The sequence below is a fragment of the Arthrobacter luteolus NBRC 107841 genome, from assembly GCF_001552075.1.
In the GTDB taxonomy this organism is placed as follows: Bacteria; Actinomycetota; Actinomycetes; order Actinomycetales; family Micrococcaceae; genus Arthrobacter_B; species Arthrobacter_B luteolus.
Genome location: NZ_BCQM01000009.1, coordinates 26,890 through 52,261, shown reverse-complemented (window position 1 = coordinate 52,261; position 25,372 = coordinate 26,890). Strand labels below are relative to the sequence as shown.

Genomic DNA, 25,372 nt, shown 5'->3' with positions numbered 1-25,372 from the left:
AGCTCAGCCCGCCACGCTCGCCGGCACGATACCGGTGACGGCGGCCAAGGCAGCTTCGAAGCGTTCCAGGCCCATGCTGATTTCCTCGGCACTGACCACCAGCGCCGGGATCAGCCGGACCACGTTGCCGGCCGGGCCGCAGGTCAGGGTCAGCAGACCCTGCTCCGTGGTGGCCTGCTGCACTGCCCCAGCGGTCCCGGCGTCCGGGGTGCCGTCCTCCGCGGTGAACTCGATGCCCTGCATCAGGCCGCGCCCGCGGACGTCGCCGATCACCGGGAACCGGGCCTGGATCTCCCGCAGCCCGGCCTGCAGCTGTTCGCCCCGGACCCGCGAGTTCTCCACCAGGCCTTCTTCCTGCACCACTTCCAGGGTGGCGACGCCGGCGGCAGCGGACACGGCGTTGCCGCCGTAGGTGCCGCCCTGCGAGCCGGGCCAGGCCTTGGACATGGTCTCGGTGGACGCGGCGATGGCGGAAATCGGGAAGCCCGAGGCGATGCCCTTGGCCGTGATGATGATGTCCGGGGTGGCGCTGGAGTATTGGTGGCCCCAGAACTTTCCGGTGCGGCCCACGCCGGCCTGGACCTCGTCGAAGATCAGCTGGATGCCGTACTTGTCTGCGCGCTCGCGCAGGCCTTCCAGGAACGCGGGCGGGGTGGGCAGGTAGCCGCCGTCGCCCAGTGCGGGTTCAATCAGGAACGCCGCGGTGTCCTTGGGATCGGTGCGGGTCTGCAGCAGGTAGTCGAGCTCCTGCAGCGCAAAGGCGACCGCGGTGTCCTCGTCCCAGCCGTAGCGGTAGGCGTAGGGGAAGGCGGACATGTGGACACCGGCCATCAGCGGCGCGAAGCCGGCGGAAAACTTGGTGCCCGCCGTCGTCAGTGAGGCGGCAGCGACGGTGCGGCCGTGGAACCCGCCCTGGAACACCACAATGTTGGGCCGGCCGGTGGCCATGCGGGCCAGCCGGACCGCGGCTTCCACGGCTTCGGAGCCGGAGTTGGCGTAGAAGACGGAGTCCAGTCCGGCCGGGAGGACCTCGCCCAGCTTCTCGGTCAGCTCGAGCAGTGGTTTGTGCATCACGGTGGTGTACTGCGCGTGGATGATCTTGCCGACCTGCTCCCGGGCGGCGGCCACCACCTTCGGGTGGCAGTGCCCGGTGCTGGTGACGCCGATTCCCGTGGTGAAGTCCAGGTAGGACCTGCCGTCGGTCCCGTGGATCCAGCTGCCGAGGGCATGGTCCACGATCACCGGGGTTGCTTGCTTGAGGGCGGGGCTGAGGGAAGTCATGCCGTTATGATGCAGGTCACATCTGTCTATTGTCAACAATCCTGCAATAGGGATACGGTTGTGGCGTGAGTAACACTGTGAGCAAACCCCGTGTGGTTCTTCTTTCCGCCCAGGGCGTGGCCCTTCCCTTCAATCTGGACGCCCTTGAGGCCGTGGCGGACGTGACCGTGACCGACGCCGGGGGCCTTCCCCGGGCAGTTGCCGGCGCCGACGTCCTGTTCCTCTGGGACTTCTTCTCCTCCGCCCTCCGCGACGCCTGGCCACACGCCGATGCCTTGAAATGGGTGCACGTGGCAGCGGCCGGCGTGGACGCCATGCTGTTCGAGGAGCTGCGGTCCTCCGATGTAGTGGTCACCAACGCGCACGGCACGTTCGACCAGCCGATCGCCGAGTTTGTGCTGGCCTCAATCCTGGCGCACAACAAGCAGCTGCACCTGAGCAAGCGGCTGCAGCAGGACTCGGTCTGGAAGCACCGCGAGCTGACCCGCACCGCAGGATCGCGGGCACTGGTGGTGGGCACCGGCGGAATCGGCCGCGCCACGGCCCGGCTACTGCGGGCGGTGGGCCTGGAGGTGCGCGGCGCCGGCCGGACCCCGCGGGAGGACGACCCGGATTTCGGTACGGTGGTGGCCAGCTCGGACCTGGCCGTGCACGCGGGCTGGGCAGACCACGTGGTCCTGGCCGCCCCGCTCACCGAACAGACCCGCGATCTGGTGAACGACGTCGTCCTGGCCGCCATGAAGCCCAGCGCGCACCTTATTAACGTGGGCCGCGGCGCCCTGGTGGATGAAGACGCGCTGCTCCAGTCGCTGCGCCGCGGGCAGATCGCCGCCGCGTCGCTGGATGTGTTCCGCGAAGAACCGCTGCCGGTGTCCCATCCCTTCTGGGGCCTGGAGAACGTCCACCTGTCCGCGCACATGTGCGGCGACGTCGTCGGCTGGCGCGACGCGCTCGCCCGGCAGTTCCAGGACAACCTGGAACGCTGGACGACCGGCGCGGATCTGGCCAATGTGGTGGACAAGCAGCGCGGCTACGTGAGCAGCAGATAAGCGCATACTCAGTTCACTCAGTCTCTAAGGTCCTACTCAGCTCCAGCCTCGCCACCGTCGTCGAGGTCAAACCAACAACTATGTGGAGGTGCCCGCTTGCTGTTCAGCCAAGAGGAATACGATGCCCGGCTCGCCGAGGTCCGCGCGCGGATGGCGCGGCAGGGGCTTTCCGCCCTGCTGGTGACCGATCCGGCCAATCTCTACTACCTCACCGGATACAACGCCTGGTCCTTCTACACACCGCAGGTGCTCTTCGTTCCCGCGGACGGGCCCATGCTGCTGTTCACCCGCGAAATGGACGCCGGCGGCGCGACCCGCACCAGCTGGCTGCCCCCGGAAAATGTTGTCGGCTATCCGGAGCGGTATGTGCACCGCCCGCACCTGCACCCCTATGACTGGGTGGCCTTCGCCCTCCGCGAGCGCCACCTGATCGCTCCGGCCGCAGCGGGCTGCGTGGGCCTGGAAATGGACTCGCACTTCTTCTCCCCCAAGGCCTACCGTTCGCTGGTCAACGCCGTGCCGGAATGGACGCTGGTGGACTGCTTCGAACTGGTGAACTGGGTCCGCGCGGTCAAGTCCCCTGCCGAGCTTGAGCTGATGCGCAAGGCCGCCCGGATCTGCAACGGTGCCATGGAAGCGGCCGTCGAGAGCATCGCCGTCGGCGTCCGCCAGTGCGACGCCGCTGCCGCCATCAGCTCGGCACAGATTGCCGGGGTGGACGGCATCGGCGGGGACTACCCCGCGATCGTGCCGATGCTGCCCACCGGCGAGGCGGCGGACACCCCGCACCTGACCTGGAGCGAGGAGAGGTTCGAGGCCGGACAGGCCGTGGTGGTGGAACTCGCCGGTGCCTACCACCGCTATCACGCGCCGCTGGCCCGCACCGTGGTGCTGGGGCCGCCGTCGGACCGGCTCGCAAAACTGGCCGACGCCGTCGCCGACGGACTGGATGCCGTCCTCACCGAAGTCCAGCCCGGCGTGCCGGTGCACGAGCTCGCCCGGGCCTGGAACCGGACGCTGGCCAAGTACGGCCTGGAAAAGCCCTCCCGCATCGGGTACTCGATCGGCATCGGCTATCCGCCGGACTGGGGCGAACGCACCATCTCCCTCCGCTCTGAGGACGAGACCATCCTGGCGGAAAACATGACCTTCCATCTGATCGGCGGTATGTGGATGGATAACTACGGCTACGAACTCTCCGAATCAATCCGCGTCAGCCCCGACGGCGTGGAACCCCTCACCAGCTTCCCGCGGGAACTGCTCCAGAAAGGCAGCTAGCCCATGACCCTGAACTCCTTTGCCGCTTCCTCCACCACCAGCGCCCGGGCTGGCGGCTCCCGGGCCGCCAGCGCCCGGCTCGCCCTGCCGCTGGCGGACCGCGCCGCCGGTCTGGTCGGTTCCGTGATCGACTCCAGCACCTCGCTGCTGGCCTCGCAGACCCATGACATTGTCCGCTTCGCCATGGGCTCCCCCGCGGATGAAGCGGTGCCGCTGGCGGAATTCCGCGACATCAACGCACAGGTCCTGGACCACAGCTCCCTGACCTACGGCGCCACCGAGGGCGAGCCGGTGCTGCTCGACGCCCTGGTGGACTATCTGGCCGGGACCTCGGATCCCGTGGACCCCGATCGGATCACCATCACCGCCGGCGGGATGCAGGGCCTGGATCTGGCCTGCAAGATCTTCATCAACCCCGGCGACCTCGTGATCGTGGAAAGCCCCACCTACACCAACGGCAGCGCCACCGCCCTGAGCTACGGCGCCGAGCTGCTGGAAGTCCCCGTGGACCAGGACGGCCTGATCGTGGAGGCCCTGCCGGAGCTGGTGGCCGCCGCCGGCCGCACCCCGAAGGCCATCTACACAATTCCCAACTTCCAGAACCCCTCCGGCGTGACCCTCTCCCTGCCGCGCCGGCAGCGCCTGCTGGAGCTCGCGCACGAGTGGAACGCCGTCATCATCGACGACGACCCGTACGGACTGCTGCGTTTCCAGGGCGAGGATCTGCCGTCCCTGCAGGCGCTGAGCCCCGGCGACCCGCTGCTGTTCTCGGTCCGCACCTTCTCCAAGATCCTGGCCCCGGGGCTGCGCGTGGGCTGGGTGGACACCGACCCGGCCGTCCGCCAGCTGGTCATCAACGCCAAGCAGGCCATGGACACCTGCACCAACGTCCCCGCCCAGCACCTGGTGGCCGAGTTCATCCGCCGCGGCGGCCTGGACAACCACCTCGCCGGGCTCCGCGTGGAATACAAGCGCCGAAAGGACGCCATGCAGGAGAACCTGCACCGCCACCTCGGCAGCCGGATCACCACCACCGACCCCGAGGGCGGCTTCTTCCTCTGGCTCACCCTGCAGGGCGAAGACGCGCGCATCTCCACGCAGAAACTGTTCGAGACGGCCCTCGCCGAGGGCGTCGCGTTTATCCCCGGGCCGGCGCTGTCGGCGAGCGGAAAGTTCGACGACGCCCTGCGGCTCTGCTTCGCCTCCACCACTCCGGAGCGGGCGGAGGAAGGCATTCTCCGGCTGCGCCGGGCGATGGACCGGGAGCTGGCGGCGCTGGGTGGCCGCGAGAGCACCGGGCTCGACGACGGCGGAGCCCCGTGACTGCCCAGCCTGATCTGTCGGGGCAGTCACCGTCACCGCTAGCGGGGCAGTCACCGGTAGAGGGGCAGTCACGGATGACAGCCAGCCAAAAGGTGGAGGACAGGGTCCTCGAGGAGAAGGTCCTGAGCCTGATCCGCGAGGCGGACCTCATCGACCTGACGTCCGCCCTGGTCGCCGCCGGAGGTGAGAATCCCGGCGGGACCGAGGAAGCCACCGTGGAGGTCCTGGCGAACTTCTGCCGCGGCGCCGGTTTGGAAGTCTCCACGGATCTGGTGGCTCCCGGCCGGCCGAATCTCACCGCCGTCCTGCCCGGCCGGAAGCAGCCCGGCGGAACCCAAACGAGCGGAACCCAGCCGCACGCAACCCGGCCGGGCCTGCTCTTCCTGGGGCACTCCGACGTCGTTCCCGCCGGCACCGGCTGGGAGCGGCCGCCGTTTGAACCCTTTGTCCGGGACGGCCGGCTGTTTGGCCGCGGCTCCACGGATATGAAGGGCGGACTGGCCGCCGTGCTGATCGCGTTTCAGGCGCTCCGGGCCGCCGGCGCCGAGCTGCCGGGCAGCGCCGCCCTGGCCTGCACCGTGGATGAGGAGGATCTGGGCATCGGTATCCGCGCCTACACCGCCGCGGTCAAGGCTGCTGCGTTGGCAGCTTCCCCCGATTCCCCGCTCACCTCGGCCACCCCGGCCTTCCCCTATTCCGCCTGTGTGGTGGCCGAACCCACCGACCTGGAGACCGTCATCGCCTGCCGCGGAGACAGCTATCTGGAACTGACGGTCACCGGAAAGTCGGCGCACTCCGGCCGGCCGGCGGACGGGCGCAACGCCATCGACGCTGCGGCGAAGATCCTGGACCTGGTCCGGGCAGACCACGCCCGGCTGCAGGCCGACGCCGATCCGCTGCTGGGTTCCGGCACCTGGAACATCGGGCTCATCCGCGGCGGTACCGGCATTTCCATGGTGGCGGCGGAGTGCACGGTGTCGCTGGACCGGCGGCTGATGCCAGATGAGGACCCCCAGCGAATCCTCGACTCCCTGCTGGCCCGGATCCGTGAAGCCGGCATCGATACCGACGGGATCTCGGTGGAGGCCTCCGTAACCATGGAAATGCCGGGATTCCGCACGCCGGAGTCGCATCCTCTGGTTTCGAACGCCGTATCCGCTCTGGCTGACGCGGGCGTGGCCAGCGTTGTGAGTGGCTGGTCCGCGGCGTGCGACGGAGGCTTCATTTCCCGGGACCTCGGCCTGCCGGTGATCGTGATGGGCCCCGGCGGGCTCAACGACCAGGCGCACCAGGTCAACGAGTCGGTCAGCGTCGCCGAGCTGTTCGCGGCCTCCCGGGCCTATGCCCTGATGTGCCTGCGCCACGCTGGCTAGGCGCAACGGGTGCAGTGCGCGGTTCTGCGGGCATGAATGTTCTAGGCTGCAGAAAACAGTTCCTGTGCGCCTGGAAGGTGGAGCATGACGGTTTCGAGCGTGAAAGGCGGGTTGTTCCGCGGGTATGGATAGGCCTGGTCATCTGGGCTGGATACCTCGGTCTCGTTTACATCATCCAGTCCCTCAGCGGTATTCCCTACGACACGTGGGGGGACAGCGCAGGGAACCTGTTCTTCGGAGCCGGTCTCTCCCTCATCGTGGCGACCGTACTACTGGCGCTGACAACCACCCTGTTGGGGTGGTGGCACCCGGCACTGTACGACAGGAACCGCAGCCGGCACCGCTGGCCAATTTTCATTCCGATTCTGATGGCCGTGGCGGCGGCCATGAACCTGGCCGGCACGGATTGGTCAGCCTACAGCGGGGCCTTCCTTGCTGCCTCCCTCACGCTGGGGCTGGTCGGGTTCACTGAGGAGATCGTCAACCGCGGGCTCCTGCTGGTTGGGTTCCGTACTCGGCTCAGCGAGGGCTGGGTGTGGTTCCTGACGTCGGCCATGTTCGGTCTGACCCACTTCGTGAACATCGCCCTTGGTGCCGATGCGGCCGGAACGGTACAGCAGGTGTTCTTCGCCTTCCTGGCCGGAACCGTGTTCTACATCCTCCGGCGGACCACTGGCTCACTATGGGCGGCGATGCTCCTCCACGGGCTCTGGGACTTCTCCGTTTTCGCCACGGGGGTCGGCACACCCGGTGACATCGTCTACGTCGCCAACGTCATCGTGCCGCTGACCGGACTGCTGGGACTCGTCTGTGTCCGCTTCGTCATCAGCGACGCCAAGGAACGGATTTCAAGCACGTAGCCGGGTCCGCCGCTCCGGAACTGGCCTGGGCTTCCAACGCGAACACCGTCGCAGGCACCGGAGGTGCACCGGCTCGGCGGCTAGGAACTGAGTCCGGGGTTACGCCGTCGCGGCTTCCGGAGTTCCGCCGCTGGTGAGCCGGTCCAGGGCGTCGTCCATGTGCGTGATCAGGAGCCGGCCGACGAGGTCCTGATCGCCCGCAGCCAATGCTTCGGCGATGGCCTGGTGCTCCCCCACCCGGGCGTGCGGATCCGGATACCGGCGTTCCAGCGCGGTGAGGCACATCCGGGTCTCGGTGAGCAGGGTGTTGTGCATGCGTGTGAGGCGGGGGCTTGCCGCGGCAGCAACCAGTGTGGAGTGGTATTCCATGTCCGCTTCGGACATCGCGTCCAGGTCGCCTTTGTCCGCAGCCTGCTTCATCGAGTGCACTGTCTGCAGCAGCCGGGCAGCTACGTCTTTGCCGCCCCGCTGCAGGATGAGTTCGGAGGCAGCCCGTTCGACGGCGGTGCGCGCCACGTACATGTCCCGCACCTCCGCGTCGGTCATGGTGATGACGAACAGCCCACGGTTCCGGATGCTGATCAGCAGGCCCTCCTGGGTGAGGCGCTGCATGGCTTCCCGCAGCGGACCGCGGCTCACACCCAGTTCCTTGGCCAATTCCGTTTCGACCAGCTGACTGCCCGGGGCGATCTGGCCGCGGCCGATGGCGGTGCGCAGTTTCCCGGCGATGATCGACGGCGTTGACTCGCGCTCCACGGGATCAAATATTGCCATCGGGAACCACATTCCGCTCGGGGCACCGGGTGCTGTTTCGGGGCCGGGTAGATGTCCGCTTGGCGCGGAGAACTTGTCTACAATCCTACAGCGAGGTTGGTGGAGTTGAGTGAAATGTGGCACTAAAAGCCGTCGCGAGGGCTAAGGAACATGGGTCGGGGTGGCCGGGGCCGGGATTGCGTCCGTCAGAACAGCACAAGGCCCATCCAGTTCGGTGGCTGGAAAGCCTCGCCGGGACAGTGAAGGACGCGGTCAAAACCCTCCGTTCTGGGTGAAATCGACCGGTTTGGGATATCCCTGCCGCTGCGCAGCGGAGGGAAATCCCAAAACGGCAGGGATATCCCAAACCGGAGGCAAATGGGGCTACCAAATGGGAGGGAAACCCCAATCCGGAGCAAAACGAGTTACCAAACGGAGGGAAATCCCAAACCGGAGGAAAACGGGGCTACAGAACGCAGGGACGTCCCAAGGCGGAGGAAAGCGGGGCTACCAAACGGGAGGGAAACCCCCATTCGGAGGGAAATCCCAAACCGGAGGAGAACGGCGCTACAGAATGCAGGGACGTCCCAAGGCGGAGGAAAACGGCGCCGGCCAACGGCTGGGATTCGCGCACCGGAGGAAATAGTCAGGACACGGCAGCTGCCACCCGTTTCAGTCCGGTCCTTCTCTCAGACGCTCACGACTCGCCACATCTTCAGGGAGAACAGGCACTGCGTACGACTGGTGTCCGCGCGCCCGCCGGAAGCCAGCAGCCTGGACGGTGAGCAGCGTGAAGGCGCCCATGACTCCAAGCAGCAGCGGAATGGGGCCCAAGCTGGACAAGTTCAGCGCAAAAAGTCCCCTGGGACGGCCGCTCCCCTGGTCGCTGGACGCTTCATAGAGGTAGCTGGCATAACGCCGCGGCTCGAGGCCGCCGGTCAACCAGGCGAGGCCGGCCATCAGCAGCACGGCTACCAATACCCACGCAGCACAGAGATAAGGATTGAACCGGCGCCGGACTGTTGATCGTGTGTACAGCCGGTACTCCTCATCGGAGGTACCCGTTGAATTCCCCATGGCGGTGAGCCTACTTGACCCTCGTTCGGCCAGCCCCCGGCAGCCCGATCGACCCAGCACCCCCGCGAGCCCCAAATCAGACCACCCACCGGCGAGGCAGGACAGCCCGGCCATCCACCGGCACACCCGGCCATACGGCGGCGGGATGGATCCTCACACCGGAGAAGAGTCGAGCAGTGCAGCCAGCGGAACCTCCACCACCTCGCCGTTCAGCACGCGGGGATACCGCTGGCCGGTAAGTTCCGAGAGAGTGAGCCTGATCAGGGTGCCGTGCGCCACGGCGATGATCCGCTGGCCGGGATACTGTGCGGCCAGCCCGCGCAGAGCGGCGAGACCGCGATCCGCCACCGCTTGCTCCGGTTCGCCGATGCCAAGTGCAGATGTGAGCTGTGGTTCGGTCAGCCCGTTCAGGTGCAGCCCTTCGGCCGGTCCGTAGTCCCTCTCGATCAGCTCCGGGATGGTGCCGGCCGGCTGCAGTCCTGCCGCGTCGGCAATGAGGTGAGCCGTCTGCACGGCGCGCAGCAGCGGCGATGACACCACCACACTCCACGGCTCAGCGGCCAGCAGCCGTCCGGCCTTGCGGGCCTGAGCCCGGCCCACGCCGTTCAGCGGGTTATCGGTTCGGCCCTGCAGCCGGCGCTCCTGGTTCCAGTCCGTTTCGCCGTGCCGCACCAGGACCAGCCGTTCCGGCGGCCTTACGGCACCACTCACGGCATCGTTTCCGCCGGCATGCATCATGCCTGCATCGCTCAAGGCATCGTTCCTCCCCGCTGCGCTCCTTACGCCCGCACCCCTCACGCCGTCCCTCACGCCGTCGTCCTTCGCGTCGCCCTTCACGCCGTCACCAGCGTCCGGCGGCCAGCCTCCGTATCCCCCGCCGGCCCCATCGCAGCGCCCGCGCCATCGCCCAGGGCACCCACAGTCCCCACCGCAGAACCCGGCACATCCTTCGCCACATCCCCGGACGCATCCGTCGCGAACACATGGGCCCGAAGCACCTCCGGCAGGACCCGGTCCCCGGGCTTGGGTACCCAGCCGGTGACATGCGCCCGCAGCGTCCTGCCCTGCCAGTCCGCGGAGACATCGAACCCGTGCGGTCCGTAGAGCGCAGAAGTCACCACACCCGTCCGAGCCCAGCCGGTGTCGCCGGCGAGGTTCGGGTGCACCGGGTGCAGCACCAGGTCCAGGGGGGACACCGCGGCGGTAACCGCCAGCGCACTGTGACCCAGACCCACGCACGGCCCGGCTTCCAGCCGTTCGCCGGGAATGCTGATGCCCTCCGCAACTTCAAGCCGGCCCTCCGCCCAGGTCCCGTCCAGCAGCACGGCATCGCTGACGAAGGACGCCACAAACGCCGACGCAGGTGTCCGCACCAGCTCCTCCGGAGTACCGACCTGCTCAATCCGCCCGGCCCGCAGCACCGCCACCCGGTCCGCCAGGGCCAGGGCCTCCGCGCGGTCGTGCGTGACGTGGACCGACGTCAGTCCCTGCTCACTCGTCAGCGCCTTCAGGTCCAGACGCAACCTGGCCCGCAGCGGTTCATCCAGGGAAGACAACGCTTCGTCCAGGAGCAGGGCCTGCGGAGCGCCGACGATCGCCCTCGCCAGGGCCACGCGCTGGCGCTGCCCGCCGGAAAGGGCAGCCGGTGCCCGCTCCCCCAGCCCTTCCAACCCGACCAGCCCCAGCACACTGCGAACCCGGGCCTCCGCAGCTTTGCGCGGCACACCCGCCAGGCGCAGCGGATACCCCACGTTCCGGGCCACGGACCAGTGCGGCCAGATCGCGTGGTCCTGAAAGACCATGCCCAGGTTCCGCTTCTCCGGCGGCACCCAGGCACCCGGCCCCGCCACCGGCTGGCCGCCGAGGCACAGGGTGCCGCCCTCCGGCTGAACAAACCCGGCAATGCTGCGCAGCAGCGTGGTTTTGCCGGAACCCGACGGACCCAGCAAGGCCAGGAACTCGCCGTCGTGCACGTCCAGGTCCACGTCCGAGAGGCCAACATGGCCGTTGGCGTAGACGTGGCGCAGGCCCTGAAGACTGATCGAAGACATTTACTTTCCCTTCCGGAAGCGGGTGCGCGCTGTGCGGCGGGCACCCAGGGCGGCGGTCGCGGAGAGCCCCGCGACGCCGACGATCGTGACCAGCAGCGCCAGGGCGGAAGCCGAGTTATAGTCCCCGGCCTGCTGGAGGTTGAAGATGACCACACCCAGCGTCTGGGAGCCGGGCGCCACCAGGAGGATGGAAATGGTCAGTTCGCGCACGGCGGTCAAGGCGACGACGACGGCGCCGCTCACCGCCGCGGGTACGCTCAGCCGCAGCGCGACGTCGCCCAGTGCCCGCAGCGGGCCGGCACCGGAGATCCGTGCGGCCTCGTCCAGGGACACCGGCACGGATTCCAGCGGTGCCCGCACGGATTGGACCACCAGGGCCAGGAACGCCATGACGTAGGCGCCGAGGACCACCCAGGGTGTGTTGAAGATGCCCAGCGCCGGGGCAATCAGCAGCCAGGCGACGGCCAGGACCAGGCCCGGCAGTGCCTGCGGCAGCATGGCGGTGACGTCCAGTGCGGCGTTGGAGCGGTGTTTGGTCCGGGTCAGGAGCGCACCAACACCGAGTCCCAGCACGCCGCAGGCCACCGCTGCGCCGAGGGCAAGCAGCACCGAGTTGGCGATGCCGGTGAGCGCTCCGCCGCTGGTGACGGCACGGGCGATGTTCGCCAGGGTCAGGTTCTCCCAGGTCAGCGGCACGCCGGGAGCCGGCAGCAGTGCCTGCTCGGTCAGCGCCAGCAGCGGCAGGACGCAGACGACGGCGGCGGTGCACCAGAGCAGGGCCGTCACCGCCCAGCGGGCGGACCCCAGCTGCAGCGGCAGCGCAGCCGCTCCGGCGCCGCCCAGTTCGCTGCCCCCGGGCAGCCGGCGCTGCAGCAGCACCGCGGCCAGGCCCAGGACCAGCAGCACGACGCCGATCGCGGCCACGGCGGGCAGCGGATTGGTGACGGTGCCGGAGGCGAGGTAGCGGTATACCAGGGTGGTGAGCGTGGTGTACCGCTCGGGCAGGCCGATCAGCGCGGGAATACCGAAGTCGGAGAGATTAGCGACGAGCGTAAGCACAAATGCTGCCACCACGGCCGGGCGCACCAGCGGAAGGGTCACCTGGCAGAACGTGCGCAGCCCGCCGGCACCGCTGATCCGGGCCGCTTCCTCCAGGCTGCCCGGGACCCTGCGCAGCGCTGCACTGATGACCAGGTAGGCCAGCGGATAGGAGTGCACGGCGAGCAGGAACACCACACCGCCGCCGCCGTAAATGTCCAGCACCGGACGCGCGGATCCGGTCAGCGCCATCAGCGCCTGGTTCAGGGTACCGGCCGGAGAGAGCAGCGCCATCCAGGACATCGCCCCAATGAACGGCGGAATGAGGAACGGCAGCAGGAAGATCCAGCGCAGCACGGTCCGGCCCGGCAGATCGGTCCGGTCAAGGACGACGGAGAGCAGCGCACCGAACGCGGTGGCCAGCGCAGCGGATCCGGCGGCGGAGGACACGGAGTTCCACGCTGCAGCCAGGACATCGGGGTCCGTGAGCACATCCGCGTTGGACGGCTGGGCTCCGCGGAACACAATGACACCGAGCGGCAGGAGCACCAGGAGGGCCAGCACGGCCCAGACCGCCAGCCGGAGCCAATGCAGTCCGTCGCCCCGGGGTCCTCTGCTGACTGCGGTCTGTCCGGCGGAGGTCTGTCCCCGCAGCCCCCGGCCGGCGGGGCTCTGCCCGAGGGGACCCCGGCCGGCGGGGCTGAGCTGCCCCTGCCCGCGCCGCCCCCGGCCGGCGGGGCTGAGCCCCGCCGGAAGGGCAACGGAATTACTTGAGGAGCTCATTGAACTTCGCGACGGCGCCTGCCTGCTTCTCGGCAATCACCGCGAGGTCCGGGTTCAGCAGCTTCAGGTCGGCGAGGGAGGGCGCACCCTCGGGGACACCGGCGTCGTCGCGGACCGGGAGGTAGGACTGCGCCACCGCCAGTTCCTGGCCTTCCTTCGAGACCAGGAATTCCACGAACTCGTTGGCGGCGTCCGGGTTCGTCGAGTCAGTGAAGACGCCTGCCGGCTGGGAGACGTAGGGAACGCCGTCGCTCGGGTAGTTCAGGCTGATGGGCGAGCCCTTCGCGGCCAGTTCGCGTGCCACGTAGTCCACCACAATCCCGATGCCTGAGGTCCCGGCGGCCACTGCCTGGCCAACCGGGCCGTTGCTTTCCAGAACGGTCGGTTCATTGTTGATCAGGCTCTTCAGCCAGTTCTCGCCCAGGGCGGGGGTTTCGAGCCAGACGGTGGTGTTGAAGGCAGCGGCACCGGAGACGTCCGGGTTCGGCATGGCGATCATGCCCTTGTATTCCTCGTTGGTCAGTTCGGCCCAGGACCCGGGGGCGTTGTCCACCAGCGTGGTGTTGTACGCGATGACGGTGGGAATGATGCGGGTGCCCACGTAGTAGCCCTCGTCGTCGACAACGTCCTGATTCAGTTCACCGGCGTTGTCGATGTCCAGGACCTGCAGGTCGCCCTCGGCGGCGTACGCCTCGAAGGTGGGGACGTCGGCGGCGAGGATCACGTCGGCCTGGATGCCGCCGGTCTCCTTCTCGGTCGCGATCCGGGTCTTCAGCTCGCCGGTGCCGGCGCGGAAGACCTCAACACTGACCTCCGGATTGACCTCGTTATAGGCGGCGACCAGTTCATCGATCTTGGCCTGCGGCTCCGAGGTGTACACCGTGAGGGTGCCGGTGGCGCCGGCCGGAGCGCTGGAAGATGCGGCTGCCGGGGAGTTTTCGGCGCCGTCGGCACTGCCGCTGCAGGCGGTCAGGAGGGCAAGCGACGCCAGCGATGCAACTGAGACGGCGGCAAGGGCGGGGTACTTAGAGCGGTGCAGCAATGGGTTCTCCTTGGGAAACCGGCAGCAGCGGTTGCTGCGGGTAAGGGTGGCCCGGGGCCCGTGCGGGCGCCGGGATAGGACGGGTGGAACGGGTGCCCGCGGCGGGGACGGCCCCGGGCAAGTCGGAGTCCGGCGTGGAATTTAGGTGCGCTGTGGCAGCTGCGGCGATGTGATGCGCGGCGGTCTTGGGGTTCGCGGTGGCCTTGGGGTTCGCTGCTTTGAGGGGCGGTGAGGCTTTGAGAGACGCTGCGGCCTTGAGGGGCACAGCAGCCTTGGTGAACACCACGGCGCCGGTGGGCCGCAGAGTCCCGGCAGCCCACAGGGTTCCGGCGGGCTGCAGCGGCACCGGAACGGCGCTGAAGCTGCTCTTTTCGCCGAGCCGGATGACGGAGAGCCAGCTGCTGTCCAGGCCCTGCACCGTTTCCGGCGGCGCGAGCAGATCCTGGCTGTAGGACACGGCCGGGCCGGCCCAGACCGGCACCGTGCCCAGCCGGCCGGACACCGCATGGTGATAGTGACCGCACAGAACCGCGCGCACGTCCGTGCCGGCCAGCACGCCGGCCAGTTCTGCAGGCCGGGCCAGGCCGCGGCCGGCCAGCTGCGGCAGCAGCGAATCGATGGGCGGATGATGCAGGGCCAGCACGGTGCCGTCGGGGGCAGGCTCAGCCAGCACGGTGTCCAGCCAGTGGAGCTGCTCTCCCGTGAGCCGGCCTGCGGGCTGGCCTGGGTCGTCCGAATCCAGCGTGATGAGGCGCAGTCCCCCGACGAAATGCACGTCGTTACCCGGGCCGGGGCCAGTGTCGGTGCGCGAACCCGTGAACGCTTCGGCGGCCCACGCCCGGGTGCCGGGAACGTCATGGTTGCCGGGCAGCACGATGACCGGGCAGCCCAGCTCCCGGCCGGCCCGGGCGAAAAGTCCGGAGGCGGCAGCGTAGATATCGCCGCCGGAATCGGCGATGTCACCGGTAATAACGACGGCGTCGGGCCGGTAGCGGGCCGCGGCGCGCAGGGCCTCGGCGGTGCGTGCCCATGTATCCAGGGCACCAAACAGCGGCTCACCCGGCTGATGCAGATGCGTGTCCGTGAGATGAATCAGGGTGTACCCGGACCCGTTCATGCCGCAGGGATTCCGGTGCCATGCAGCAGGACGCGGGCCCGGTCCAGCAGGCCCCTGCCCAGACCATGCCGCAGCAGGTAGGCGGCGGCACCCGTCTCACCTGCGAAGGACTCCTCGGCCAGGATCTCCAATGCGCTGTCCAGAACCTCGGGCGGGCTGGCCAGATGCAGGCGGACAGCGGTGGCCATTTCGGCGGAATCGACGATCCGGCTGCCGAGCCGGGCCAGCACCGCCTGACGGAAAGACTGCGGAAGGGCCGCTTCGGTGCGCGAGTAGTCCTCCACAATGGCGCCGCGGGAGGCCCCGGCGGCGTCCAGCACCAGCGCAATGACCAGCCCGGTGCGGTCCTTCCCTGCAGCACAATGCACCAGAACTCCGCCGTCAAGGTTCCGGATCACCTCGCCGACGGCGCTGGTCAGAGCCTGTGCACAGTCCTGCAGCAGATGCTGGTAGACGGCCTCGATCGGTTCGGAGACGGGGATGCTTCCGCGGTAGAGCGGAATGTTCAGCACCCGTGTACCCGCCGGGACACTATCCGGAGCCGAGGCAACCTCCACCGGCTCGCGCAGGTCCACCACCGTGGCGATCCGTGCTGCAGTCAGTTCAGCGAGACCGGCAGCGTCAAGGTCGTTCAGGGCTCCGGACCGGAAGAGCAGTCCCCGGCGCAGTCCCGGAGTTTCGGTTCCTGCTGCTGCGTCACGGAAATTGAACAATCCGCCGACTGCGGGCGGAACGTCTGCAGGAGCCTGCGGAGTGGAGTACAGCTCGGTATTCATGGAACCTCTGGGTCGTGCTCGGTTGGGGCTCTCCGAGTTCATCCAGCGAAGGTTAATCAGTGGTGAACAGGCACCGGCGGCCAGGCCAACCGTGCACGAATACTTTGGCCTCGCAGGCACCCCTTCCCCGTTGTAGCGGCCCGAACCCGGCGTCCGGCGGTATTTTGCGGCCCGAGACGGTCAGGCCTCGCTAGCTCGCGATGGGGTGGGCCAGACCGCCCCGGCTGCCGCCTGCTTGGGCCAACCGGCCCGTGTTGCCGAGGAGGTAGGCCAAGCCTCCCCCGCCCCGCGCTGCCGGCGGCTTGGGCCAACCGGCCCGTGTTGCCGAGGAGGTAGGCCAAGCCTCCCCCGCCCCGGCTGCCGCCTGATTGGGCCAACCCGCCCGTGTTGCCGATTTCTTGGGCCGCCCTCCCTAGCTGGCGAGGAGGAGGGCCAAGCCTCCCCGCCGTGCTGTCGATTCCTTCGGTCGCCCCCGGGCCGCCCAGACTCCAACCAGCCAGAAACCGGGCATTCAGGTCGCCCAGAGCCTCAGACGCGCCGAAGTTTCCATTCCTCGTTACAGGAGTTACCCCTGAGGTCACACCAGGCAACCCCTTCAACAGGCACAGGGAAACCGCGCGCATTCCTCTCCACTCACAGCCCGGGTCCTTTGAGGCGACAAACACGGCTGGGTTAACACAGGCCCCAGCCGTATCGGGGGGCTGTGCAGCCAGGGCGGGGCGGTGAAGGACGCGGTCAAAACCCTCCGTTCGGGGTGAAATCGACCGGTTTGGGATTTCCCTGCCTCTGCGCAGGGGAGGGAAATCCCAAAACGGCAGGGATATCCCAAACCGGAGGCAAATGGGGCTACCAAATGGGAGGGAAACCCCAAACCGGAGGAGAACGGGGCTACAGAACGCAGGGACGTCCCAAGGCGGAGGAAATCGGGGCCACCAAACAGGAGGGAAGTCCCCCATTCGGAGGGAAGCCCCAATCCGGAGCAAAACGGGGCTACCAAACGGGAAGCAAGCCCCAAACCGGAGGAAAACGGGGCTACAGAACGCAGGGACGTCCCAAGGCGGAGGAGTTCGGGGCGACCAGACGCGTCGTGCCGTAGGTCGGGCAGAGCATTGAGTCCGGCTAGCGCCCGTAGCTCCGCCGGAACGCCGCAGCCTGCACGGTGAGCAGCGTCAGGGCACCCAAGAGACCGAACAACAGCACAAAGGGACCCATGCCGTACAGGTTGGAAGCGATGACACCCGGCCCGCCCTCCATCCCCTGACCCGTGGACGGGTCAACCGAGAAATATGTGGTCGGCTCGAGGGCTCCCGTCAGCCAGGACATGCCAGTAGCCAGCATGACGGCTACCAGCGCCCAGGCTGCGCAGAGGTAGGGGTTGAACCGGCGGCGGGGTCCATCTGATGCAGCGAAACCACCGGGAGCCTCCGGGCCCTGCACACCGTCGGTGCCGGTCGGATCCCCCAGGTCTTCAGCCCATTCAGCCCGCGCAGAGCCAGCTTGCCGGCCGGAAGTACCGTTCCCGCTGCCGCTCCCACCGGGTAGCCGGCGGGTGGCCGCAATGTTTCCGGCGGCACTGTCCCCGCCGGTCCTGCCCTCGCCGGTCCTGCCCTCGCCGGTCCCGGCAGCGCTGTTCACGCTATCCCTTCCGGTCCTGCCCTCGCCGGTCCCGGCAGCGCTGTTCACGCTGTCCCATGCCCCACCGGCACCGGCGGCGTTGGTCCCTCTGCCCCCGGCCTCGCCGGCCCCGGCCTCGCTGGCCCCGCCGGCCCCGCCAGCCCGTCCCGCGGACGGGGCTGGACCGCCGTCGTCGACAATGTGCACCGAGTCCTGAGCCTGACCATCCTGTGGCCGCGCGTACAGCCGGTAGTCGTCCGCGTCTGCGTGATTCCCCATGGCCGCGAGCTTACTTGACGCCATCGTGGGCCATCCAAGGCCACACTGCGTAATATCCCGGGACATCTCCCAGATTCGGGTCCTACGGTGGTGACTTCGCTCCGGCCACCACTACCGAAGGAACCCGCATGAGCACCTCCTCTGCCGCTGCCACCGCTACAGACGCCGCCACCGCTACCCCGAACGGTCCAACCTCGATCGACCCGCGGACGCTCGCGTCCCTGGTCCAGGAGAATCCGGCCGTGATGCTGGTCGACGTCCGCAATCCCGCCGAATTCGAATCCGCGCACATCCCCGGCTCGCACAATATTCCGCTGCCGCTGCTCTCCGCGCACACGGCCGAACTGGCCGCACGGCTGGGTGAGGACACCGTGATCCTGTGCCAGTCCGGCGTGCGGGCCAAACAGGCTCACGACCGCCTTGCCGCGGCAGGCCTCCAGGGTGGCTCGGTGCTCACCGGCAGCGTCGCAGACTTCGAAAAGGCCGGCGGCACCGTGGTGCGCGGAAAGCAGGTCTGGGACATGGAACGCCAGGTCCGGTTCGTAGCCGGCAGCCTGGTGGGCATCAGCCTGTTGGCCGGACGCACCGCGTCTCCGAAGTTCCGGGTCCTGGCCGGCGGAATCAGCGGCGGTCTGGTTTTCTCCTCGCTGTCCAACACCTGCGCCATGGGCAAGGCACTCTCCTACCTGCCCTGGAACCGCGGCGCGGCCGAGCCTTCGTGGGAAGAAATCCAGGCGCAGCTCGACCGGTAAGCAGCACGTCCCGGCGGCGAGGCCCGGCTCCGGCACCGGCGGGCGGCGGCACCGGCCCCGGCACGCCCCGGGACGCCACTCCCGGCCCTTCCCGCTACTGAGGCGCAGCCAGCCAGAGGTCGGGGCCGAAGACCTCGTACTGGATGTCCTGGGCGGGAATCCCACGGGCAATCAGCGTGCTGCGGGTCGCCTGCATAAAGCCGAGCGGGCCGCACAGGTAGTAATCGGCGTCCGTGGGAAGCTCGAAGGCGGCCAGGTCCATGGCACCGGAGAACTGACGGGCATCCTCCTGACCCGCAGGCGCAGGCTCCGAGAACCAGGTGGTCAGCGAGGCATCCGGCAGCTGCGCCAGATCCGCCCGCACCTGTTCCCGCAGCGCGAAGGACTCCGCCGATTTGTCGGCATGCAGCAGCGTCACGGGACGGACCGCCGACGACTGGACCAGGTGGGAAATCATTCCGGCCATGGGCGTGATGCCGATGCCAGCGCTGGCGAACACCACCGGCCGGCCGGTTTCCCGAAGCACCACCTCGCCGAACGGGGCCGACAGCACCACCTCATCGCCCACATTCACTTTGGCGTGCAGCAGGTTGGAGACCTCGCCGTCGGGGGTCGGACGGCCGTGAACCCGCTTGACGGAGAACTGGCGAGTGAGCCCGTCGTCCGCCCGGGTGAGGCTGTACTGCCGCGGCTGGTGTACGCCGTCGGGCATCAGTGCCTTCAGCGAAACGTACTGGCCGGGCAGCGCCGGCTTCATCGTGCCGCCGTCGACGGGCTCGACCACAAAGGTCACGACGTCGGCGGTTTCCTGAATCTTCTCCGTCACCCGCCAGGTGCTCCAGACACTTTCCGGTGTGAGGTCCGCAGCCGTGTACATGGCCCGCTCCTGGTTGATGAGGGCGTTGGCCATCAGCCAGTACACCTCGTCCCATGCTGCCGCCACCTCGGGTGTCACGGCGTCGCCCAGGACATCGCCGATGGCCCACATCAGGTGGTCGTGCACAATCTTGTACTGTTCCGGCCGCAGGCCCAGGGAAACGTGCTTGTGTGAAATCCGGGCCAGCAAATGGTCGGGCAGCTCGCCGGGCTGATTCACCAGGAAACCGGCAAAGGCGGCAACCGATCCGGCCAGCGCCTGCTGCTGCCGGCCCTCGGCCTGGTTTCCGCGGTTGAACAGGCCGTCAAGCAGTTCAGGTTTCTCGGCGAACATGTGTGCATAAAAGCGTTTCGCGATTTCCCCGATGTGCTCACCAACCACCGGCAAAGTGGCCTCAACTACGGGACGGGATGTATCTGAAAGCACGTAAAACTCCTTGACTCAACGAAGCGCAATTCGAAAGCCAGGAGCAAAATTCACCGACTTCCGACAGTCACACTACTCCTCTTCTACGCCGTGTAGAAATCATGGAAAAGCCCGTCAGGACGGACTCCGGGCCCACAAAAATGGACGACGCCGGCACCCAGGCGGGTGCCGGCGTCGCCACTGTGTTTGGCCGGTTTACAGATTTACGCTTCTACGGGTGCTGCAGGTTCACCGGGGTCCAGGGTTATGGCAGGCGCCAGTACACCGGTTCGTTGTTGTCGGCGAGGATCATCCGCAGGCTGGTCCTGCTGTCCTCTCCGATCGCCTCATCGGGGAGGTCCATGCAGAACTCGTAGGTGCGGGTGTCTCCCTTTTTGAGATTTGGCTGGTCGAAGGCGTTCACACCGAGATCCATGGAGCAGTCCAGGACACTGTAGGAGCGGCTGTCAGCACCGATGAACTCGGGGGCGAGGTCCAGCCATAGCCGGCCTTCACCGTCTCCGTTGTAGACGGTGGTGAACTCGAAGATCACGTAGTTGTGGTCCGGTGCACCCGCGGAAGGGTCCCGCTCCTGCACCTCGGCGGATGCGTTGCCGTCCACGGAGACCAGGGTGACCGTGTAGTCGCCCACCTGAACCTCGTCGCCCGCCGAAACCGCCGGCGCGGAGAGCACCTTCGCCATGAACGAGTCGCTGATTTCGAAGGTGTACTCGTCCGGGGATGCGAGCGCATCCGGCGATCCGGAAGCGTTCGGCAGTGGACGGACAGGCTGCGGATCCGACTCGGCGTCATACTGGCCCATACTCGATTGCCGGAACGAATCCACGATGAGGGCAGTGACGCTGCCGGCAATGATCATCGACAGCACAGCGACGGCCAGGGCAACGATGCCGAGCACCCGGGCCACGTTGCGGGCGCGGAATCCCTTGATCAGCGCCGGGATACCCAGACCCAGGGCCACGACGCCAAGTACGAAGGTAAACACATTGAAGAACGGCAGCCAGGAGATGATCAGCCCTGCGCCGGCGACGCTCAGCGCAGCGATACCCAATGCCTTCCCGGGTGTCCGGGCCGGCTGGGTGCCCGGGTAGCCCGGGTAGCCGGGGTAGCCCTGGCTTCCGGGGTAGCCCTGGTATCCCGGGAAGCCCTGGCTTCCGGGGTAGCCCGGGCCCTGGGATCCGGGGGTGCCCGGGTATCCGGGTCCGTAACCTCCCGGCGTCCCCTGGCCCGGCATCGCGTACTGCTGAGGGGCCTGGCCTGCCGCGGCGTACTGCTGGGGAGCCTGGCCCGGCATTGTGTACTGCTGCGGGGGCTGCTCCGGCATTCCATAGGTCGGTCTGACGTATTCCGGCGCACCGGCAGCCGGATCGGCGGAGCTTGGATCAGCCGGGCCTGGATCAGCAGCACCCGGGCCGACGCCCCCGGGAACTTCACCCGCAGAAAGTCCGGCTCCGGCACCTCCGGCTCCCGGCTGGCCAGCTGACCCGGTGGGAGCGCCCGCCGGCGGGTAGTGCGGCAGTGGTGCGGAACCACCGGGCGGGGTGTTGCCGGCTGCCGGAATCCCGGCGTAGGGATTTCCGCTGGGCCGGTCATAAGAGGTCAAAGGGCGGGCAGACGCCGGGTACCCGGCAACAACGTACGGACCGCCGGATCCACCCGGATTCTGGGCGCCGGCATCGGCGTGGTTGCCCGGAGTGTTGCCCGGTTTGCGGTCCGGAGCGCCGTCAGAGCCTGCCGGACCACCGCTGGGAGCCGCAAAGGACCCGCCCGGCGAAGCGAATCCGCTGGGCGGTGCGAGCCGCGAGCTGTCGTCCGCCCTCGGCCCGGTACCGGCGTCCTCAAACCCGGCTGCCCGGCCGGCCGATTCTCCTGCGGCTGGCTCAGCCGGCACCGGCCCGCCCGGTGTTGCTCCCCCAGCTTCCCGGACCGCTTCAGGCTGCTCTGCCTCGTTCGGTCCCTGGTCGCCGCCGAGCCCAGGTTGGCCCTGTTCCTTATTCATCTGTTCCCCCAAGCATTGAGACCTGCGTGCAAAAAGTGCGAGGCACGGCCGTCCTGCCGGTGGCCCCGGGTCCATTCTAGGCCCCTGACCTGCGGCTTTTCCCAAAAGAAAGAGGCCCGTCCCGCTACGGCGGAACGGGCCTCAAACGCGTACTGAAGACTATGCGAGAGCCGCGACGACGTCGTCGTAATCCGGTTCGGTGGTGATCTCCGGAACCAGCTGCGTGTACAGCACGGTGCCCTCGGCATCCAGGACGACGACGGCGCGGGCCAGCAGGCCGGCCAGCGGACCGTCAGCCTGGGTGAGTCCAAAGTCTTCGCCGAAGCTGCTGCGGAAGGCGGACGCCGCCACCACGTTCTCGATGCCCTCTGCACCGCAGAAGCGGCCGAGCGCGAAGGGAAGATCCTTGGAAACACACACCACGGCGGTGTTCTCCAGCCCGGCGGCCACTTCGTTGAAGCGGCGGACGCTCTGCGCGCACACACCGGTGTCCACGCTCGGGAAGATGTTCAGGACCACGCGGCGGCCGGCGAACCCGGACAGGGTCACGGCGGCGAGGTCGGTGCCGACCAGTTCGAAGGCCGGAGCGGAGGTGCCGACGGCGGGAAGCTCACCGGAGGTACGGACAGGGTTCTCTTTAAATGCTGTGGTTGCCATGGTTCGTGTCTATCACGTCTTTCTCCCTTTGTTGGGACGCTGACCTGCGGTGATGCTGGCTGGAGGCTCCGAGCCAAAGAAATTCGGGGTGCGGGGTTCCCTCCGCGTGTGGTGGTGCTCTACTGGAAGGAGGTTGAGGTTTGCTGCAGAGAATCCCAACTAGGTCCTCCCTCCGTGGAGGGCCGTCAGGTCCACATGGCCGGGACCAGTAGGTTCGATGGCCGGGCCTTGGAACGACTCCCTGGCTGAGGCTGGGGAGCCGTTCAGTGTTGGCGGCACAGTTCAGTATGGGCAGCCCACTGAAGTGTTCCCGCCGTGCTGCATTGTTCCCGCCGTGCTGCCCGCTACCCCACAGGCAGCAGCTGCACCGAGCCGCGGTGGGCACCAAGCCCGCCGTCGACCCGGATGTCCGTGCCGTTTACCCAGCCGGCCTGCGGCGAGGCGAGGAAGGTGATCACGTTGGCGATGTCCCGGGCGGAGGCGGCACGGCCCAGCAGCGCCACTGCGCCCTCCACCTTCTCCACACCGTGGTCCTTCTTGAAGTCGGCCAGGATCGGGGTTTCCACCGGGCCCGGGCTCACCGAGTTCACCCGGAGACGGCCCAGGTTTTCGCTGGCCTGCAGCTCGGTAAGCAGCCGGACCGCTTCCTTGGAGAAACGGTAGGAGTTGCCGGTAATCTCGGGGTCCTGATGCGCGCCGGCCAGCGCTTCGTCCCAGTCGGCGGCGGAGACGAACGCGAACAGCTGTTCCCGGCGCCCGGCCCAGCCGGCTGCCACCGAGGACGCCAGGTTGGTGACGAATCCGCCGTCGGAAATCTGCGGCAGCAGAGCCATGGTCAGCTCCCGCAGGCCGAAGACGTTGACCGTGAGCACCAGCTCAAACGGTGCGGTGCCCGGTACACCGGCGATATTCGCCAGCCCATGGATGGCGCCGCTGACCTGTTCGGCGGCGTCGGCAACACCCTGCGGAGTGGAGAGATCCGCCTGGATGAACTCCCCGGAGAAATCCTCGGCCTGGTTGCGGTCGATGCCGATGACCTCAGCACCGGCAGCAGTGAACGCCGCCGCCGTGGCTGCGCCGATGCCCGAGGCAGCTCCGGTAACCACAATCCTCTGTCCTGCAAACATGCCCATGCTTCGTCTCCGTTTTCTCCGTGCTTCCGCGGCAGCGGCCACGGCTCTTCGCTGACCAATCTTCTCCTCCACACGCACCCAGGCAAGGCCGCCTTTCCACTGGACAGATAATGCGACTTGTCCGTTTCCCCGCAACGGACAAGGCTGGAACCACCAGTGACAACGCGAAAAGGACGGCCCGTGTCTGTTTACCCCACCACCTATGAGGTCTTCGACCCGGCCACCTTGGAAGTCGTCGGCACCGCGCCCCTGCATACAGCCGAGGACGTTGAATGCGCCGTCGCCCTGGCCGGCACCGCCGCCGCGGCCTGGGCCGCTGACCGGGAGGCCCGTCGCTCGGCGCTGCGCTCCATCGCCGTTGCGGTCCGGGACCAGTCCGGCCGGCTGGGAGAAATCCTCAGCCGCGAACAGGGCAAGGTCCTGCGCGAGGCAGTCATGGAGTTCCAGGTCGCCGCCGGATTGTTCGAGTACTACGCCGATCTTGAGTGGTACCAGACCGAGCAGCTGCCCGAACGCGACGGCCGCCGTCTGGCAGTCCACTACCGTCCGGTTGGCCTGGTCGGTGCCATCACGCCGTGGAACTTTCCGATCTCTCTGCTGGCGGTCAAACTGGCTCCGGCGCTGGTGGCCGGCTGCACGGTGATCGCCAAGCCTTCCCCGAGCACCCCGCTGTCCACCATCGCCCTGGTGGAGCTGATGAACGGTTTCCTTCCGCCGCATGTGCTCACATCCGTGACCGGCCGGGGTGTGCTCAGCCGGGCGCTGAGCACCCTGCCGGGCGTACGGAAGATTTCCTTCACTGGCTCCACCGAGGTGGGAACCGCGATCATGGCCCAGGCCGCCCCCACGGTGAAGCGGGTAACGCTGGAGCTTGGCGGCAACGATCCGGCGATCGTGCTCCCCGACGCCGATCCCGCCTTCACCGCGGCAGGCATCATCGGTTCGGCCTTCCGCAACGCCGGGCAGGTCTGCATGGCCGTGAAGCGCGTGTTTGTGCCGCGCAGCCTGGCCGGCGAGCTCACGGAGGCCCTGGCTGCTGCGGCGGCCGGCTTGGTAGTGGGCCGCGGCCTCGATACAGGCACCGGCATGGGACCGATGCACAACGCCGCGCAGCGGGACCTGGTCTCCAGCCTGGTCACGCAGGCAGTGAACGACGGCGGCCGGCTCGCCTTCGGCGGCGGCACGGGCACCCCACTGCCCGGGTACTTCATGGAACCGACGATCATTGCCGATGCCCCGTATGACACCCCACTGGTCTGCTCCGAGCAGTTCGGTTCGGCGCTTCCGGTCTCCGTGTACGACGACGTCGAGGATGTCCTGGCTCACCTGAACGGGCAGGAATTTGGACTCGGCGCGTCGGTGTGGTCGCCCGACCTGGACCGCGCCGGAGAGCTGGCCTCCCGGATCGAGGCCGGCACAGTATGGATCAACCAGCACACGCAGGTGGAGCTGGACGCGCCGTTCGGCGGCTGGAAGGCCTCGGGAATGGGCCGGGAACGCGGCCGCTGGGGCCTGTCCGAGTACCTGCAGACCCGCACCGTGAATGCTGTGACTGGCCAGCACTCGATACCGGCGGCGGGTGTGGCGGTCCCGGTGTCCGGAGCTGCCACCTCCGGAGCTGCTGTGTCCGGGGCTGCGGCAGGCTAGTCACCCGCAGGGCTGGGCCGCAGCGGCTCCAAGAGCTGGGGGGGGGAAGCAGGGTCATCCGGCCAACAGAAAAACGACAGCCAAGCCACCGAGCACCCCGGCTCCGGCCAGCGTCAGTCCAGCACTGAATGCTCCGAGCGGGAAAAGGAACCGCCTGGGCAGCCGGCCGATGTGACGCCCGGCCCAG

The 25,372-nt window shown here is 68.0% G+C and carries 21 protein-coding genes; 7 read left to right on the top strand and 14 right to left on the bottom strand.

Annotated features, from left to right (window positions below; all coding sequences use genetic code 11):
* Positions 1 to 3: 3 nt before the first annotated feature.
* Complete coding sequence (locus AL3_RS14620; protein ID WP_066302404.1) at positions 4 to 1,281, bottom strand: aspartate aminotransferase family protein; 1,278 nt, start codon at positions 1,279 to 1,281, stop codon at positions 4 to 6.
* 77 nt (positions 1,282 to 1,358) lie between these two features.
* On the opposite strand from AL3_RS14620, the gene AL3_RS14615 reads away from it, so the two are divergent.
* From AL3_RS14615 to AL3_RS14595, 5 genes are all read left to right on the top strand, one after another.
* Positions 1,359 to 2,330: a D-2-hydroxyacid dehydrogenase gene (locus tag AL3_RS14615; RefSeq protein ID WP_246168717.1), complete on the top strand. Its 972-nt coding sequence runs from the start codon at positions 1,359 to 1,361 to the stop codon at positions 2,328 to 2,330.
* A gap of 96 nt (positions 2,331 to 2,426) precedes the next feature.
* Entirely contained in the window at positions 2,427 to 3,608 is a 1,182-nt protein-coding gene (locus AL3_RS14610; RefSeq protein WP_066302402.1) for a M24 family metallopeptidase, read from the top strand.
* Positions 3,609 to 3,611: 3 nt separating this feature from the next.
* A complete protein-coding gene (locus AL3_RS14605; protein ID WP_083521779.1) occupies positions 3,612 to 4,931 on the top strand; it encodes an aminotransferase-like domain-containing protein in 1,320 nt (439 codons plus the stop codon).
* 74 nt (positions 4,932 to 5,005) lie between these two features.
* Positions 5,006 to 6,304: a M20 family metallopeptidase gene (locus AL3_RS14600; protein WP_066302401.1), complete on the top strand. Its 1,299-nt coding sequence runs from the start codon at positions 5,006 to 5,008 to the stop codon at positions 6,302 to 6,304.
* Between the two features lie 77 nt (positions 6,305 to 6,381).
* Positions 6,382 to 7,164, top strand: a complete 783-nt coding sequence (locus tag AL3_RS14595) for a CPBP family intramembrane glutamic endopeptidase (RefSeq protein ID WP_066302399.1) — start codon at positions 6,382 to 6,384, stop codon at positions 7,162 to 7,164.
* A gap of 99 nt (positions 7,165 to 7,263) precedes the next feature.
* Here the strand turns inward: AL3_RS14595 and AL3_RS14590 are convergent, their stop codons facing one another.
* From AL3_RS14590 to AL3_RS14550, 9 genes are all read right to left on the bottom strand, one after another.
* A complete protein-coding gene (locus tag AL3_RS14590; protein ID WP_066302398.1) occupies positions 7,264 to 7,938 on the bottom strand; it encodes a GntR family transcriptional regulator in 675 nt (224 codons plus the stop codon).
* Between the two features lie 651 nt (positions 7,939 to 8,589).
* Positions 8,590 to 8,994 (bottom strand): hypothetical protein, encoded by a 405-nt coding sequence (locus AL3_RS14585; protein ID WP_151724070.1) that lies wholly within the window; start codon positions 8,992 to 8,994, stop codon positions 8,590 to 8,592.
* A 153-nt stretch (positions 8,995 to 9,147) separates the two neighbouring features.
* Entirely contained in the window at positions 9,148 to 9,747 is a 600-nt protein-coding gene (locus AL3_RS14580; protein ID WP_151724069.1) for a histidine phosphatase family protein, read from the bottom strand.
* A gap of 80 nt (positions 9,748 to 9,827) precedes the next feature.
* Positions 9,828 to 11,045 (bottom strand): ABC transporter ATP-binding protein, encoded by a 1,218-nt coding sequence (locus AL3_RS14575; protein WP_083521777.1) that lies wholly within the window; start codon positions 11,043 to 11,045, stop codon positions 9,828 to 9,830.
* Positions 11,046 to 12,866 (bottom strand): ABC transporter permease, encoded by a 1,821-nt coding sequence (locus AL3_RS14570; RefSeq protein WP_083521776.1) that lies wholly within the window; start codon positions 12,864 to 12,866, stop codon positions 11,046 to 11,048.
* On the bottom strand, positions 12,850 to 13,908 hold the full coding sequence (locus AL3_RS14565; protein WP_246168716.1) for an ABC transporter substrate-binding protein: 1,059 nt from the start codon (positions 13,906 to 13,908) through the stop codon (positions 12,850 to 12,852). The genes AL3_RS14570 and AL3_RS14565 overlap by 17 nt, the downstream gene beginning before the upstream one ends.
* Positions 13,892 to 15,025 carry a metallophosphoesterase family protein gene (locus AL3_RS14560; RefSeq protein ID WP_066302394.1) on the bottom strand — a complete coding sequence of 378 codons (1,134 nt, stop codon included), beginning with the start codon at positions 15,023 to 15,025 and terminating at the stop codon, positions 13,892 to 13,894. Before AL3_RS14560 ends, AL3_RS14565 begins: the two co-directional genes overlap by 17 nt.
* The gene (locus tag AL3_RS14555; protein ID WP_066302392.1) at positions 15,022 to 15,801 is read right to left on the bottom strand and encodes a tyrosine-protein phosphatase; all 780 of its coding nucleotides are present in this window, start codon (positions 15,799 to 15,801) and stop codon (positions 15,022 to 15,024) included. The genes AL3_RS14560 and AL3_RS14555 overlap by 4 nt, the downstream gene beginning before the upstream one ends.
* Positions 15,802 to 16,920: 1,119 nt before the next feature.
* On the bottom strand, positions 16,921 to 17,694 hold the full coding sequence (locus AL3_RS14550) for a hypothetical protein (RefSeq protein WP_066302390.1): 774 nt from the start codon (positions 17,692 to 17,694) through the stop codon (positions 16,921 to 16,923).
* Positions 17,695 to 17,822: 128 nt separating this feature from the next.
* Between AL3_RS14550 and AL3_RS14545 the strand changes: the two genes are divergently transcribed.
* Entirely contained in the window at positions 17,823 to 18,446 is a 624-nt protein-coding gene (locus tag AL3_RS14545; protein ID WP_066302388.1) for a rhodanese-like domain-containing protein, read from the top strand.
* A gap of 94 nt (positions 18,447 to 18,540) precedes the next feature.
* Here the strand turns inward: AL3_RS14545 and AL3_RS14540 are convergent, their stop codons facing one another.
* From AL3_RS14540 to AL3_RS14525, 4 genes are all read right to left on the bottom strand, one after another.
* Positions 18,541 to 19,749: a globin domain-containing protein gene (locus AL3_RS14540; protein WP_066302387.1), complete on the bottom strand. Its 1,209-nt coding sequence runs from the start codon at positions 19,747 to 19,749 to the stop codon at positions 18,541 to 18,543.
* Between the two features lie 244 nt (positions 19,750 to 19,993).
* On the bottom strand, positions 19,994 to 21,748 hold the full coding sequence (locus AL3_RS18500) for a hypothetical protein (protein WP_066302386.1): 1,755 nt from the start codon (positions 21,746 to 21,748) through the stop codon (positions 19,994 to 19,996).
* 159 nt (positions 21,749 to 21,907) lie between these two features.
* Entirely contained in the window at positions 21,908 to 22,405 is a 498-nt protein-coding gene (tpx, locus tag AL3_RS14530) for a thiol peroxidase (protein WP_066302385.1), read from the bottom strand.
* A gap of 344 nt (positions 22,406 to 22,749) precedes the next feature.
* Positions 22,750 to 23,538, bottom strand: a complete 789-nt coding sequence (locus AL3_RS14525; protein ID WP_246168715.1) for a coniferyl-alcohol dehydrogenase — start codon at positions 23,536 to 23,538, stop codon at positions 22,750 to 22,752.
* 180 nt (positions 23,539 to 23,718) lie between these two features.
* Here AL3_RS14525 and AL3_RS14520 point away from each other — a divergent pair, with 180 nt between their 5' ends.
* Positions 23,719 to 25,185 carry an aldehyde dehydrogenase family protein gene (locus AL3_RS14520; protein ID WP_083521773.1) on the top strand — a complete coding sequence of 489 codons (1,467 nt, stop codon included), beginning with the start codon at positions 23,719 to 23,721 and terminating at the stop codon, positions 25,183 to 25,185.
* Positions 25,186 to 25,372: the final 187 nt, after the last annotated feature.

What these genes read in the sequence shown, in the direction of transcription:
- AL3_RS14620 (WP_066302404.1), bottom strand. Translation starts at nt 1,281, where the DNA reads ATGACTTCCCTCAGCCCCGCCCTCAAGCAAGCAACCCCGGTGATCGTG.
- AL3_RS14605 (WP_083521779.1), top strand. Translation starts at nt 3,612, where the DNA reads ATGACCCTGAACTCCTTTGCCGCTTCCTCCACCACCAGCGCCCGGGCT.
- AL3_RS14600 (WP_066302401.1), top strand. Translation starts at nt 5,006, where the DNA reads ATGACAGCCAGCCAAAAGGTGGAGGACAGGGTCCTCGAGGAGAAGGTC.
- AL3_RS14590 (WP_066302398.1), bottom strand. Translation starts at nt 7,938, where the DNA reads ATGGCAATATTTGATCCCGTGGAGCGCGAGTCAACGCCGTCGATCATC.
- AL3_RS14585 (WP_151724070.1), bottom strand. Translation starts at nt 8,994, where the DNA reads ATGGGGAATTCAACGGGTACCTCCGATGAGGAGTACCGGCTGTACACA.
- AL3_RS14575 (WP_083521777.1), bottom strand. Translation starts at nt 11,045, where the DNA reads ATGTCTTCGATCAGTCTTCAGGGCCTGCGCCACGTCTACGCCAACGGC.
- AL3_RS14570 (WP_083521776.1), bottom strand. Translation starts at nt 12,866, where the DNA reads ATGAGCTCCTCAAGTAATTCCGTTGCCCTTCCGGCGGGGCTCAGCCCC.
- AL3_RS14560 (WP_066302394.1), bottom strand. Translation starts at nt 15,025, where the DNA reads ATGAACGGGTCCGGGTACACCCTGATTCATCTCACGGACACGCATCTG.
- AL3_RS14555 (WP_066302392.1), bottom strand. Translation starts at nt 15,801, where the DNA reads ATGAATACCGAGCTGTACTCCACTCCGCAGGCTCCTGCAGACGTTCCG.
- AL3_RS14550 (WP_066302390.1), bottom strand. Translation starts at nt 17,694, where the DNA reads ATGGGGAATCACGCAGACGCGGACGACTACCGGCTGTACGCGCGGCCA.
- AL3_RS14545 (WP_066302388.1), top strand. Translation starts at nt 17,823, where the DNA reads ATGAGCACCTCCTCTGCCGCTGCCACCGCTACAGACGCCGCCACCGCT.
- AL3_RS18500 (WP_066302386.1), bottom strand. Translation starts at nt 21,748, where the DNA reads ATGAATAAGGAACAGGGCCAACCTGGGCTCGGCGGCGACCAGGGACCG.
- tpx (WP_066302385.1), bottom strand. Translation starts at nt 22,405, where the DNA reads ATGGCAACCACAGCATTTAAAGAGAACCCTGTCCGTACCTCCGGTGAG.
- AL3_RS14525 (WP_246168715.1), bottom strand. Translation starts at nt 23,538, where the DNA reads ATGGGCATGTTTGCAGGACAGAGGATTGTGGTTACCGGAGCTGCCTCG.